The following is a 13969-nucleotide window of genomic DNA, read 5'->3' on the forward strand; positions in this document are numbered from 1 at the left end:
AAAAAGCGTATCCCTTACCACAACACCGCAATAGTGCGGTCATCATGGTTCCCTGTGGAGAAAAAGTTAAGCCAGTCGCCTAACCTCTCAGGCGCAATACTGGCGTCTGTAAGGACAGGGTTGAGCTCATCAACGAGACGGGTCCATTTTTCGTCACTGCGAAGCCCATTATCCGTCTCAAACAGAGGGTCTGAGACGCCGTCTGTCATGAGGATCAAGTGAGATACATCATTCCATTTACCCACGCTGATGCGGCCGCTAAACGAGGGGTCTGCGATAATGCTCTGGTCAAGGAAACGGGTTTGTCCTGCGTATTCTCCGCTATCGGGATTTCCCAGTATCCTGACTTTACCGGAAGGGCTGTATGCACCTATCGCACCATCACCAAGCCAGAATGCAGCCGCAAACAGCTCGTTATCAGTTCGTAGCGCTACAGTTGCCAGAAGGGTTGTTGAATAGGATTTCACAGGTTGTTCTGCACAAATGGCTTCGTTCTGGATACTGTTGACCGCGAGCGTAGCTGCCTGTTTAAAATGATGAAGCATGGCGTTTATTGTTGCCTGCTGATCGCTCCCTTCCCACGCCGTGATGTGCTGCTTTAAATGGACGCCTTTCACACCACTGAGCTGATTTAAAAGGTAATCGCCAGCCGTTTTGACTGCAATCCGGGAGCCTTCCCGGGAATTTACCGCACTACCGGCTCCGTCTGCGACCAGCATGACAGACCATCCTGTTTCCTGGCAGTGGTTGATGTAGAAGTCGTCATCTCTGAAGCTTCCGGCATGCTCATGAGAGCGTCCCCGGCGACTGGCGGCAGCAATACGTATATCACCCCTGACCAGGCCAGCAGCGTCCAGATGGGACTTAGGGTAGGGAGCGTCTGCTGGTGGCTCTACCACCTTCCACAGGCTTCTCGGATCGGGATTGATTATAAATAGCTGTTTTGTTTCACATTCGTCGTGCGACGTGCATGACCAGATTACTGAAAGCTCTATATCGCCGCTTTCGGTGGGAGTACCTGTCAGCAACTCCTGTTCTTTGTCAAAAGACAGGCCAATGTTCCGGGGAAAGACAACGTCCCTGACAGTAGCCTGCTGGCCCTCACCCAGAACGATAGCAACCGGCGAAGAGAAACGTTCGCCTGCGCGGGCGTTGGGGATCGTTATTTTAGCTCTCGGGGGAACGGCAGGTGGCACAGCTAAGCTGGCCCGCTGCTGGCCTGTCGGTATCTGCCCGGGTTTTAATACCAGGGAAGACAGGTTTTCGTCTTCCCTCTGTGCTGGTTTATCAAATTCGTAATAAGGCATCAGCTTCCAGAACGGAGGATGAGGCTCATTTTCTGGCAGGGGTTGCAGTGCTGATGTATCGGTAGCGTCAATGCCCGGGTTATCAGCAACACTTACGACCGTTTGTTGCTGATCGGAAAGACTGGATGCTGACGAGGCGGCAATCTCTGCGTCGTTATCACCTTCGCTAACCCGCGCAGATAAACCCTGTGCAAGGCTCTCAATCCGCTCTTTAAGCCGCATAATTTCTTCGGTAAGGGATGGGTCCTGCGATAGAAGTAAAAGCCGCTCACCTTCAACAGGGTGGCCCAGCTCAGACAGAACTAAGCGGATAATCTTCTCTTCAAGTAAAGCATTTTGCGACATCAACCTCTCCCTCTGTTTACGTCGAAGTTAGTGTTTCCGCCATCATTGCTGAATGACAGGCCTGTTTCACACCACGGGCAGATCACGTCATCCGGGCCGTCAATACACAGCAACTTTCCGCATGAGCACAGGGCAAACGCACTGGCATTACCGCAGTGGGGGCAACCCGGTACGCCATGCAGTTCGCTGGTATTTACCTGCAAACCGGTAGCGGTGGCATCTGACCACGCAAAATAGTCCTCATCGATGGGATAGCATCCGGCAATATTAAAGCTGTTCAGGTTCAGACTGAAATCGAGCCCGGAAACCCTTGCTGGTGGCCGTTCATACTTCATCAGGTACGGACGACGGGTCTTGCTGCAACGGCCGGTAAGCGTAACGCAGTTTTCGTCGTACGCTTTTACTGGCTCGTCCTTGGCCAGCCGGACTATGTATTCAGTCTGGCTGAGCTCAGGTTGTTTGTCGTCCCCGACGCTGCGGCTGTGCGCCGTAACCGAGGCCGTGATCCATTTGATGAAGCGGGTAAAGTCCCCTTCCTGAGATTCGGTGAACAGCATGACATTCTCTGTCAGTTGCCGCAGGATATTCAGGTCCGCTGACGGCCCCAGGCCAACGGCAATGAGATTCACTTTACTCGCGTAGTGATCCTTCCAGCGCTTCACTTCTGCGGTTGTGTCGTCAGTCGGACGTCCGTCGGTAAGGAGATACACGACGGGTTTCCAGTCGCCTTTAGCCTCATGAGTGGTTTTTCTGACCTGGGTATCAATTTGCACGGTCAGCTCACGCAATGCAGCTCCAAGGCTCGTACCGCCGCCAACGGGAAGGCGGGGAGGGTAGAACGAGGCAATTTCGTGAAGAGGTACAATCGTACGGGCTACACCGGCAAATGCGATTACCGAGACCCAGGCTGTTTCAAGTGCGTGTGGATCCTTTCTTAAATCTCCGACGATCATTTGCAGACCATCAGTCATTTTTTTCAGGTTTTCACCAATCATGGACTCTGAACAGTCCAGGACAAAAAACACGGGAAGGCGTCTCATAATTTTCCTCGTACGGCTGGTACGGCCAGCAGAAAACGTTGCTGTACAGAAAGGTGCTGCCCGGAAACAGCACCTTTCTGTCTGTCAGAGCACCAGCTGGATTTCTGGTGGAGGAGGGGGAAGGGTATCAGTTCCGTTATTAATCCCCGCGCTTGTGCTGCCGGAAGACACGCTGGCCGATACCCATTTAAAGAAACCTGCAAACGCGGTTGAATCTAGCGTCTCCAGAGACACAACCTTATCGGTGAGCTGTTTTAAGTGCTCATGGCCTGCTTTAGGACCAACGGCGCAGGCAATGATGGATCCGAATCCCCGGCCGCGAATCGCTTTTACCGCTTCACCGTACGCCAGGGCATCAGAAGGGGTTCCATCAGTCATCAGGAATACCAGAGGACGCCAGTCTCCTTTGGTATCACCATCTGAGCGACGTACATCCCGTTCAACACACTGCATCAGACATTCAAGGGCAGCACCGGTGAACGTCCCGCCTGCGCTTGGCACAACGATGTCAGAAAACTGGAAGTCTTCCAGCGGCGTGAGAGGAATGAACTCACGCGCCTCATTGTCATAGGTGATAATGGAGATATGAACGCTTTCGAGGGCGTAGGGATCCTGGCGAAGAGCGCTAAGCATCGCCTGAATTCCAACGTTAACGGAATGGATTGACTCACCGCGCATCGAGCCGGATGTGTCGATAACAAGGTAAACAGGCAGGCGGCGCATCACATGTAATTCCTCAGGTGCGAGACAAACGAATCTGATTCTGAAGGCTCACCAATTGCCCTGAGTTTCCAGCCTGTAGCCTCGCGTATCAGCTCGGCAAAGACCATGGAGCGCTGGCTGGCGAAGGCGGGTCCGCCAGAAAGATCGAATCGTGCCATTTCAATATTACGGGCATCTACTGCCCGGATGAAGGCATTCTGAACTTTACCAAAGTGCTGCTGGAGCTTTTCACCATTGTAGATCTGAACGATGAACACAATTTTCTCGTACTGAGCGTCAAGGGAATTCAGGCGCACAATAATTTGCTCATCGTCACCGTCACCGGCTCCGGTTCGGTTATCGCCCGTCAGCCAGATATTGCCTGACTTATGGCGAAGGCTGTTGAAAAAGATGATATCGCCATTCACAAGCGTTGGTTTACCATTTTCCACATTGCCGAGATCGGTCACCTTTCCGGCTGAATTACACAGGAAAGCGATCACATCAAGGTCGTATTCTTCTTCTTTTTTACCAAAGATCCCGCCGAGAAAACCTTTCTTTTCCTCATTAATATCCCAACCGAGGCCGATAGTAACGGACGAGAGATCGTATTCATTTTTTTTCAGGCTTACGCCCTGGCCTTTGCTCAGACTGACAGACATGATATCCCCTTAATCAATAAAATTATAAGACCACATTTACTTCTGGCGGCGGCGGTGGCAGGTCTTCAAGACCGATCACTTCTTTTTTGCTGGACTCCACTTTCTGACTGCCTACCGAAATGCTCGCACTGACCCATTTAAAGAAAGCTTTAATCGTCGAACTGTCAGCTGTATCGAGCTGAACCACGATTTCAGTGATTTCTTTGAGGACGCTGGTATCGGCATCATGCCCGGCTGCACATGCCACAACAACGCCGGTTCTGGCCGCTTTAAAGTCATTCAGGCCTTTACGCCAGTCATCATTCGGACTTCCATCCGTCATCAGGAATACAAGGGGACGCCAGTCACCTTTAGTGTCAGCCGTCGTTTTCTGTACTTCTTTGGCAATGGAGCTGGCCGTGAGGGAAAGCGCTTCGCCAAGAGACGTGGTGCCGCTGGCTGTTAGTGCTGGCATCTGGAAACTCAGGAGGTCTGTCAGGGGGACTGCCTGTCGGGCTGAAGAATCAAAGGTGATCACTGACACGTGAGCCGTTTCGAGTGCATACGGATCCTGTTTCAGCGTGGTAAGCAGCGTCTGAACGCCATTTTTAACCGCTTCGATAGGCTCTCCGTGCATAGAGCCGGACGTGTCGAGTAGCAGATATACGGGTAAGCGTCTCAAATGTAATTCCTTCTTAAGAGATCGGAAGAGGAGAGTAGTTTCAGGAAGAGGCCAGGGTTTGTTGATTTGATAAAACGGCACGACATCTGTCGGGTGGAGATTAAATACTCAGAAGCGGCATTAAAGAAATAAGTTAACCACCATAGAATTACCGACATGTGAATGGCCTCTTATCAACAGAAAAATAATTCAGACCGGACTGGAATATAAGATTTCTGAAAAAACTCGGACAAATAAACTGTCTTATGTATGAAATTCATCATACATCACAGATCTGCATGAATGGAGTGTAAAACGCCCAAAGATTGATGTGTAGCACAAGAGGATGTCAAGACACCAGGTTTTGTAGTCAGTAAGGCGCTGCTGGCATTGCGGGAGGAGAATAGATCAAAACTACGTCACGCCAATACAGAGGTAAAATATGACAAAACCGGGGTTTTCACCCCGGTCTGAGATTTAGCGTCAGGACTTTTTAGCGCTGTATTCTTTTATCAGTTCGTCAACGGAGTGCAGAGCCAGCTTCTCTACCGCTTCACTTCGGGTCGAGCCACTCAGCGCAGCCAGACGGTCAATTTTTCTTAAGATCCGCATGCGTAGCGATAAGGACACGGCTGTTTTTTTATCCTTATCGAGTACGACCTTCCCTGTAGACTCACCGGTTTTCAGTTCAGCATTCTGTGCGAGCGCTTCATTCATCCGGCGAAGGGTCTTTTTATCCAGCTGGCCCGGATTAACGAGATGGTAGGAATGACCTGCCTTGCTGTATTTGATCTCCGCAGAATATGACTCGCGTAGCTCTTTGAGGGCCCGGGTTAATGTCGGCTCTGAGCATTCCAGACTGGTTATAATGTCGGCAGCGGAAACGGGCTTGCCGGTGCCCAGTAAGTTGGCAAGCTTAAAAATCCGGGCCTGTCTGGTATTTAATTGCATCGTAAGATTTAGCCTGCTTAAAGGGTTAGTGGTTCAATAGGCTGAAAAATGAAGGTACTGCTCATCTTTCGAATAACCGGGTGATCGCCTAACGCTTCAACCGGATCAATGTGTTCTATGCCTGCAAAATTTACTGACGACATCTGGCTGCGAGTGCATTTGCAGGACAGGATATACTCATCCTCCAGATAGCCGGTCCGCTTACTGACCCGTTGCGTAAAGCCTGACACAATCACGTTGTCGAAAGGTAGCGTATGTAAAACGATACCGACCAGGCGGAACAAGCAGCCATGGACGTGGCGGGCATAGTTTTCGCGTACGGCTTTTTGCGTCATGGCTTTTTCCGTCAGCTCCGTGCCCCGGGCATTAACGCCGTAAATCTTATCAGGGAAATCTTCAATCTCAGCTAAATCAACGTCCAGCAGGACTGCTGATAGCTCCGGCTTTACTTCAAATGCAACAATCGTTTCACGCGGCCATTCAGTTTCTGCCAGCACACCCGCCAGGTATGATTCGAAAAACGCGGCGTCTGTCCGGAACTGCTGCCGGGCATCTGCCTGAGCCGTGGCGAGCCGTTTTTCATGTTCTTCTGCTTCAAACTTCCAGTTTGCATACTGTTCGGCCCAGGCCGTCCGTTGTTGCTGGTACCGGTGCTGTCGAAGGGTATTCTCACGCTCCACATCAATCAGCTCCTGCTGCCACCGGCGAAGATTTTCGGCGTGGCGCTCAGCTTTAGCTGATTCCGATTCAAACCATTTACCCAGAAAACTAATGCCTTCGCTCTCGGCAGGCTTTTCCGGCAATGCAAGGTAGTCTGGCTTTTCTGGACGCACCGGTGCCGGAACCTGAAAAGGCGACGTTCTGTTATGCAGGTATACTGCTTCCAGCTCTGCCCAGCTGATGCCTGTTTTTGGATCCGGCGTCAGCTCGTGAATATTACGGATTGCGGTTACCGCTGACATGAGTTCAGCGGCTTCCTGCTCAAGCGCCTGTCTGAGCCCCGGGTCGGTTGCCGTCCGGTTTCCACCTCCGGAACGCGCGGCCCGGTCAAGCCGGGTACGGTAACTCAGCCCGGTACCGGGCAAGCCCAGATTGGCATAGGTCCCCCGGCTACCAAAAGAAACGGAAGCACCTCTCGGCCCGACACTCAGGCTCGGTGCACCGTTACTCAGGTTGAGGCGAACGCCAGGAATAATGTTGATCGACTTTCTGAACCTGAACCCCATTATGATTTCCTTAATGATGCTGGGTCACGGTAAGTAATCTGATTCCATCAGCGCTTTGCTCGTTCTGTAACCCATAAAAACGAGCTCTGTCCAGAATGCCAGCCGCCCAGCGGCGATGTGTGGCGGGTTCACACATTGCTCCCTGCGACTTAAACACGGCCTGGGTAGAGTTCAGGATCCGCAGAGCGTCAGAATACTCACCCTGAGTGACCATCAGCGCGTTTTGAATGACCTCTATCTGACCCGGGTGAATGGCCGTTTTCCCAACAAGCCCATGTGCCATATCAAGAGCCAGCTCTCTGGCCATAACGGCATGATCGTCAATATGCTCACATACGGGCGCGGTCAGGGCAAAATCACGCGGGCCGAAGACTGAAACGAGCATTTTGATGACGTAGCCCATCGGGCTGTCATACAGCGTCAGGTCCCGGGGGCGGCGAAGCGACACAACGTTCATAAGATCGTTGCCGCCGATTCGAAGCGCAATAATGCGGTCGTGGCAGGGATGTTCCACCAGGCGAGTGGCCAGCTCGCGCATCTGAACCACGTCAAAGACGTCTTCTGTTTCCAGCGTTGGCATCATGCACAGGTGAGTCCCGCCCATGATATCCCACCATTCAGCTAACGAACTGAGGGTAAATTTCGGCAACACAAACCCATCGACAGCGGAAAGATCATAATGCGCTTTTAACCATCTGCCCATTTCGGCATGCCGAGGGCGAATGAACACCAGAGGCCAGTCATTTTTACCCAGGCTACGCATGCTGTTACTGAGCTCGTGCAGCAGGTGCTCCAGATTTTTGAGGGCGATGGGGATGTCTGCTTCACTGACAGCATCCTCCAGGCAAATCACCAGAGAGCGCAAACCCGGGATTTTCCCGTGCAGGACGGCATCAGCAATATCTTCCCGTGTTGCAGGCATGTATAGCGTGGCTCCCAGATTCCAGGGAGAAAGACGATTTTTCATCAGAGTACCTTCTTGATAATGGTTACAGCCCGATACTGGCCGAGGGTTCCCCCCATTTCTGTAACAACTATTCCCTTTTCACGAGCAAGCCCTACAAGCAAGGCAACGTCCGGGTCGTCAATAGAACGCACAAATACATGGTCCGGTACCCGACGTAATACAGCCCGGGTTGCTTCAGCAATACCGGGTTTAATACGATTGACGCTGTCCACTTTAAATTCATCGGCCAGGAACGCGATAACGTCGCGACTTGTCTGCCATAAGACCCGGGCTGACTCCATATTCCAGCTCAGGGTAGCGAGGGATGACGGGGTTAACTTCTTACGGAAATGGGCGACGGTATCGACAAGCATCCGGCTGCATTCGAATTCACTGAGATGCTCGCAAACCATGCACCCATGTAATCCTTCAGAGGACCATACTGACCGGGAGATCAGGCCTGATACCGGCGCACCCATGATGCCAAAAGGAATGAGCCAGTCATCATCACTGGCTGCAAGCCAGGAGCAGCCACAGGGATCGGCCAGGACAACCAGTCGCGGCTGCTCAGGATAGCCCGGGCGATCTTTCAGTGCGCGTACAAGCTCTCCGGTAATTGCGCCTTTACCTGTCCATCCGTCAACAAAGACAATACCGCTGGTACCATGGCGCTCTTCAATGACGTCGAGGGCTGCACCGTCAATTCCACGATCCCGGATAATGCTGATACCGTAATGCCATGAGGTTTTCCCCATGTCACGCAGGGCCTGGTGCAGCATAACGCCGAGCGGCACGCCAGCTCTGACGAGACTGGCCAGTACAATGGGCTCATCACCGAAGCGTTCGGCCAGAGCAATAGCGAGCTGTGTGACTTCTTTTGCAAGTCTCTCTGCGCCCCGATCCAGCGCCCGGTGAAACAAATCAAGATGCCATTGTGTTGGCGCTGGCTCCTGACTGAGCATGTCCGAATAATGTTTCTTCCCTGACTGAATCAGCTCTTCTTTTTGCTCAACCGGCGTCATCTCAATGACTACCGGCTTTAGCAGAAATTCCACGTCACCGGGCTGGTATGAGCCGGTAAATGTGTCATGTGGCTGCATTTTAATTTTCTCCAAAAATTCGCTGTGAAATGGCATCTGCAAACTGACTCTGACGCGGGATGCCAAACCAGCTGCACAGTTTCATAAAACGATGATCGCTCAGGCTGTCGCCCAGACCAATTACGGGGAAGACTCCGCGTTCAGCCCGAAGTTTTTCAAGAAGCCATCTGACTGCCAGCCCTTTCTCAACCGCGGTGGGAAGCCAGGCCACGTTATTACTGTTGCGGTGGATGTAGAAGCCCTCGGTCGGAAACACCGTTTCTATTTCATCTGCAATGGCATTGAGCTCGTCAAGGCGGGTGCTGTCGCGGTGCTTCATCACCATATAAACCGCCGTTTCACCGTATTCGAAGTTCAGCCTTGCCCAGGCATTGATCCCTTTTGCGTCCATCATTTCAGTGATCAGACGCTGCATCGATGTCAGCTTTTCCTGATAGGGAGCCAGCTGGCCGAGCATATGGGCCTTCCACTCCTCGTCGGGTTTGCCTTCTGGCGTGAGAATGACGGCCCCGTGAGTGGTGATTGCCCAGGAGTGGAAAGGGATCCGTACGCGGCTGATTTCTTCAGTTCCCCGTGCGGTAACGGGTATGAGTTCAGCCTGCTCCAGGAGCCAGTCCACCAACATGGACTGTTCTTCCGTCATAAAGCTTCGTGGATTCAGGGTGCGATCAACGGCACCGGTACGGAATGGCTCCAGGGCCAGCTCGTCCACCATTTTACGACGGGTCTGAAAGAGCGTGTCGTCAAGGTCGCTCAGAACAACGGGTTTATTCATAGGTAACAATCTCCACGACGGCCGCAACCTCAGCCAGCGCTTTAAGAAGCTGCGTGTCAATACTTTCTGCGGGTGTCTCAGTACACACAAGAATGCGGTCAAACTGCTGGTGGGCGACGTTATAGACAAAATTGGGGATGCCCAGCCCGTAGTTATCCGTAAAGGAAATGGCGGACTCAATGGCATAACCAACGGCGATAGGGGAGCGGGTGGTCGATCCATAAAATGCCTGTGCTCCGGCAGCTTCGAGCCGTTCAGCAAGCAGGAACGGCTCCCAGACGAATTCCCCGGTCCCGAGAACCAGAATACGTTCCCCCTTGTGGACGGAGACCTCATGGCCGAGATCGGCCGCAGGTGCGAGCATCCCCAGTCGGCCCCAGGACTGTTTTCCCTGGATGTCCCATTCTCCTCGTGAAGTTACGTTGACTTTCGGCATGTCCGGGACAGGTGCATCAGGTAATGGGGTCCATCCCCACTTACCGCTTACAAGAGAAACCGAAGTGACTGGTAAGGTGCTGCGCTCGGACAAGGCTTTGCCACTCCAGTCGGTAAGCGTAACGGCTATAACCTGTTCAATATGTTGAAGCTTGCCGGTATTACGCAGGGCTGAAAGCAGGTTAATAAAGGTATTACCGGTGGTTGCCTCGTCATCAATCAAAACCAGCGTTCGTGCGTTGGTAACACGACGTCTTTTCTCTTCATCATCTGGCAGATAGATCAGATGATCGGTGGCGTGGCTGTGTTCTTCCTTGAACTCGCAAAGCAACGTGCCATCAACCGGGTGACGGGTAGAGGTCAGATAGACAGATTCAGGATGCTGGTGGCGCACTTCATCAAATACACCGGCCCCAAGCCCAACGGCGGTTTCAGCCATACCGATAAACAGTACGGGTCCTGTCAGTGTCGAGGGGAACTGGCTGGCAAGCTGTCTGTAGGCCTGCCGCATGACTGAGGGTGGCACGGGAATGTGCCTGCCGAGTACTTTGCTGACAAACAGAAAGGCGCGTTTCGGGTTACGTCTTTCAGCGATGTCAAACAGGTCATCGAGCGAAACTTCACCCTGGTCGCGGGTTACCTGAATCGTACCGCATGAGAGGGTACGGCGATAAATCATATCTTCGAGGATATCAGACATAAATACGCCTTAATTCAGAAGGTTAGAGAGTGATTCCGGGTATGCAATTACATCCGTAATGGATCTCACCGCAACCGGAGAAAAGGTGTTTTTAGCGCTCTGGCGCACCATATCTTCAGACATCAGACCGAGCTTAAAGGCAGCAAATAACCCAGGAAGGTTCACCCCGCTGTGAAGGGTATAACCCACCCCCCCTGACGGACGCATGTTGGTTTCAAGCAGCACCGGGTTGCCATTCACATCGTTTCGCGTCTGAACATTCACCAGCCCGTCGGCCTTCATAACCCTGGCGCAGTCACACGCCAGTTCCCAGGCGCTTCCTTCGTTTACCAGATACTGGATAACCCCTTCCTTACGGCGTCCCACGGCTGCGAGTATTTCGCCCTTATCCGCGAGGATATCGACGGAAAATTCCGGGCCTGGCAGGTACGGCATCAAAACAAGGGGTTTAAACGACTCAGCAGCTGATGCTGCTGCAATATACTGTTGCGGACTGACCAGACGATGTTCGGGATGATTAAAGACGGCCATAGGCGAAGCACTGTCATCAAAGCGCCAGAATCCCATGCCATAGATACCCGTCACCGGCTTCACGCATACCGGGCTGTCAGTGAACGGCGGGGCCGCGAGGTGTGTTTTTAATTCTGCCAGCGTATTCACCCGCCAGGATGGTACGACCGGGAGACCCTTTTGCTCCATAAACTGAGCAAAAGTAACTTTTTCGTCAGCCAGAGTTAACCAGTCGACGCCCGTTGCACCGGTAGTAAGGGTGGCACCGGTCGATTCAATGGCTGAACGGTGTTCTTCAAACCACTGGCTGTTACGGCCAGTATGAATATGGTGGATGCCGTAGGACTGAATGGTTTCCTGGATAAACTGAAGACGTTTTTGAGGATCTTCAGGTTCAGTCAAAGAATAGTCGGCAACGGAAAGGATTTCATTTCTTTCGTTACGGTGGGAGGCAAAAACGGTAATGGCAAAATTATTTTTTTTTGCAAATGATTTTACCCCCTGAATAATATCTCGCTGGGAGGATAAACCTTCCATAAACCAAATTTTCTTGTTCATTTTTTTTAATTATCCGGAACGCCATGCAAATTTATGATTGAGAAGTGAGTCTATGAGTGTCTAAGCTACATGTCAATCATAATATGATTAATAACTCCTGTGGTTATGGAGTGCGTCAGGTTTTTTGGATTCCTGATAACACATTGATATTTAAATTAAACTTAGAAAATTAACACCCTGAAAAGGATTTCTTTTTGTGTTTTTACAGAAAACTACCAAAATTTCCCTTGTCAGAGAACTTCATCATGATATGATTTTCTTCGTCAGTTACTAAATATACCTTTGATTGTCTCGGTCATTACCATTTTAAGGAATAAAACATGGTTTCATTAGTTAAGAACCAGACGGTATCACTCAGCAAAGAATCATCTGCATTAAGCCAGCTTCATTTCGGTCTCGGTTGGGATCCGGTTAAGAAAAAAGGTCTTCTTGGAGGATTGTTTGGAGGCAACGACTCAATCGATCTCGATGCTGGCTGCGTATTAATGGACAGCACCGGTAAAACAATTGACACCATCTGGTTCCGCAAACTGGAATCCACCTGCGGCGCTGTTGTGCACAGTGGCGATAACCTGACCGGTGAAGGTGACGGTGACGATGAGGTGATTAATGTCAACCTCTCCCGACTGCCTGCAAACGTTGAATACCTGGCGTTTACGGTAAACAGCTTCCGTGGTCAGTCGTTCAATGACGTCGAAAACGCGTTCTGCCGCGTTGTCGATCAAACCGGCAAAGAGCTGGCTCGCTACAAGCTGACTGAGCAGGGCTCACATACCGGGATCGTTATTTCTTCGCTGCGCCGTAATAACGGCAACTGGGACTTTACCGCCCTTGGCCATGCCTGTCGCGGCCGCACAATTGACGATATGCACTCCGATATCGTTTCAGCGGTTATTCGCTAATGAACCTGACGCCGGGGGGCAATGCCCCCGTTCCAGCCCAGGAGTTGCGGGTCCGGATCACCTCGGGCGGCCAGGTGGATGCTTCGGCGTTTCGCCTGTATGCCGACGGGAAGGTGCAGGGTGATGCGGACATGGTGTTTTATGGTCAGCCACGTAACGATGATGGTACCGTCAGCCTGGTCAGTGAAGGCCAGTACTCAACCTTTACTGTCGCGCTCAACCGGCTGAAACCTGATGTCCAGAAAATTGCGTTCACCGTGACCTGTGACGGTGGGCAGACGGTGTCCGGTCTTCGTAATCTTTCCATCGACGTGGAGCAAGGGGCTACCGGCCTGGTTAGCGGCAGTGTCGAACTGAGCGGCCGTCAGGAAGCAGCCTTAATTCTGGGTGAATTTTACCGTCGTAATAATGACTGGAAATTCCGCTTCGTTGCGCAGGGGTTCAACGGTGGACTTAAACCGCTGGCAGAGCATTTCGGCGTAAATATTGCCGACGAACCGGCTCCCGCAGCCCCGACTCCTCCGGTTGTAACCCCTCCGCCAGTTGAGACAAAAATCAGCCTGAGCAAGGTATCGCTGACAAAAGAGAAGCCTGCAATCAGCCTGACCAAACGGGATAACTTCGGTGAAATCCGGATCAACCTGAACTGGCACCGGGGCAGCGGCAAATCAGGCTTTGCAGGCATGTTCGGCTCCAAAGGAATCGACCTGGATCTGGGGGCCTTTGTTGAGCTTCAGGACGGGTATAAATCGGTCATTCAGGCGCTCGGTAATGCATTCGGTGATTATCGCGATGAACCGTATGTTCAGCTCAAGGGCGATGACCGGACGGGTGATGTATCAGACGGCGAGTGGCTGCATATCAATGGACGTGAATGGAAGCATATCCGCGAAGTGCTGATTTACGCCTTTATTTATGAAGGTGTTCCCAGCTGGGACAAGACTGATGGTGTGGTCACCATTCATGTGCCGGATCAACCGCCCATTGAGACCCGCCTGACCGAAGGTGAAAACCGTCGCACATTGTGCGCCATTGCCAGACTCGTAAACGAAAACGGCGCAATTAAAGTCGAGCGAATTAACCAGTACTTCAAAGGCCAGGACGAAATGGACCGGGCATTTGGCTGGGGATTTCGCTGGAGCGCCGGTTCTAAATAACACAGCAACAAAG

Annotated in this window: 14 protein-coding genes; 2 read left to right on the top strand and 12 right to left on the bottom strand. The window is 51.9% G+C overall.

Annotated elements, in window-relative coordinates; translation table 11 throughout:
- Positions 1–14 precede the first annotated feature (14 nt).
- From QEN31_RS23970 to QEN31_RS24025, 12 genes are all read right to left on the bottom strand, one after another.
- Positions 15–1652: a PP2C family serine/threonine-protein phosphatase gene (locus QEN31_RS23970; RefSeq protein ID WP_000081059.1), complete on the bottom strand. Its 1638-nt coding sequence runs from the start codon at positions 1650–1652 to the stop codon at positions 15–17.
- Complete coding sequence (locus QEN31_RS23975; RefSeq protein ID WP_001253656.1) at positions 1652–2692, bottom strand: TerY-C metal binding domain-containing protein; 1041 nt, start codon at positions 2690–2692, stop codon at positions 1652–1654. Before QEN31_RS23975 ends, QEN31_RS23970 begins: the two co-directional genes overlap by 1 nt.
- 84 nt (positions 2693–2776) lie before the next feature.
- Entirely contained in the window at positions 2777–3415 is a 639-nt protein-coding gene (locus tag QEN31_RS23980) for a vWA domain-containing protein (protein ID WP_001253658.1), read from the bottom strand.
- The gene (locus QEN31_RS23985) at positions 3415–4056 is read right to left on the bottom strand and encodes a TerD family protein (RefSeq protein WP_000116681.1); all 642 of its coding nucleotides are present in this window, start codon (positions 4054–4056) and stop codon (positions 3415–3417) included. The genes QEN31_RS23980 and QEN31_RS23985 overlap by 1 nt, the downstream gene beginning before the upstream one ends.
- A 22-nt stretch (positions 4057–4078) precedes the next feature.
- Positions 4079–4717, bottom strand: coding sequence for a vWA domain-containing protein (locus tag QEN31_RS23990; RefSeq protein WP_001253657.1), 639 nt, complete (start codon positions 4715–4717; stop codon positions 4079–4081).
- 462 nt (positions 4718–5179) lie between these two features.
- The gene (gene terW / locus QEN31_RS23995) at positions 5180–5647 is read right to left on the bottom strand and encodes a tellurium resistance protein TerW (protein WP_001176767.1); all 468 of its coding nucleotides are present in this window, start codon (positions 5645–5647) and stop codon (positions 5180–5182) included.
- Between the two features lie 17 nt (positions 5648–5664).
- Entirely contained in the window at positions 5665–6873 is a 1209-nt protein-coding gene (locus QEN31_RS24000) for a DUF4236 domain-containing protein (RefSeq protein ID WP_011152964.1), read from the bottom strand.
- A gap of 10 nt (positions 6874–6883) precedes the next feature.
- The gene (locus QEN31_RS24005) at positions 6884–7840 is read right to left on the bottom strand and encodes an HpcH/HpaI aldolase/citrate lyase family protein (RefSeq protein WP_011152965.1); all 957 of its coding nucleotides are present in this window, start codon (positions 7838–7840) and stop codon (positions 6884–6886) included.
- The gene (locus QEN31_RS24010; protein WP_001585166.1) at positions 7840–8919 is read right to left on the bottom strand and encodes a cysteine protease StiP family protein; all 1080 of its coding nucleotides are present in this window, start codon (positions 8917–8919) and stop codon (positions 7840–7842) included. Before QEN31_RS24010 ends, QEN31_RS24005 begins: the two co-directional genes overlap by 1 nt.
- 1 nt (position 8920) lies before the next feature.
- On the bottom strand, positions 8921–9694 hold the full coding sequence (locus tag QEN31_RS24015; protein WP_001040058.1) for a hypothetical protein: 774 nt from the start codon (positions 9692–9694) through the stop codon (positions 8921–8923).
- Entirely contained in the window at positions 9687–10829 is a 1143-nt protein-coding gene (locus QEN31_RS24020; RefSeq protein WP_001280115.1) for a phosphoribosyltransferase domain-containing protein, read from the bottom strand. Before QEN31_RS24020 ends, QEN31_RS24015 begins: the two co-directional genes overlap by 8 nt.
- A 9-nt stretch (positions 10830–10838) precedes the next feature.
- Positions 10839–11897 (bottom strand): ATP-grasp domain-containing protein, encoded by a 1059-nt coding sequence (locus tag QEN31_RS24025; protein ID WP_012695441.1) that lies wholly within the window; start codon positions 11895–11897, stop codon positions 10839–10841.
- A 320-nt stretch (positions 11898–12217) separates the two neighbouring features.
- Between QEN31_RS24025 and QEN31_RS24030 the strand changes: the two genes are divergently transcribed.
- On the top strand, positions 12218–12799 hold the full coding sequence (locus QEN31_RS24030; protein ID WP_000254137.1) for a tellurium resistance-associated protein TerZ: 582 nt from the start codon (positions 12218–12220) through the stop codon (positions 12797–12799).
- On the top strand, positions 12799–13956 hold the full coding sequence (locus QEN31_RS24035) for a TerD family protein (RefSeq protein ID WP_001054786.1): 1158 nt from the start codon (positions 12799–12801) through the stop codon (positions 13954–13956). The genes QEN31_RS24030 and QEN31_RS24035 overlap by 1 nt, the downstream gene beginning before the upstream one ends.
- Positions 13957–13969 lie beyond the last annotated feature (13 nt).

It is taken from the genome of Salmonella sp. SA15303 (genome assembly GCF_029962125.1).
Taxonomy (GTDB): Bacteria; Pseudomonadota; Gammaproteobacteria; order Enterobacterales; family Enterobacteriaceae; genus Salmonella; species Salmonella enterica.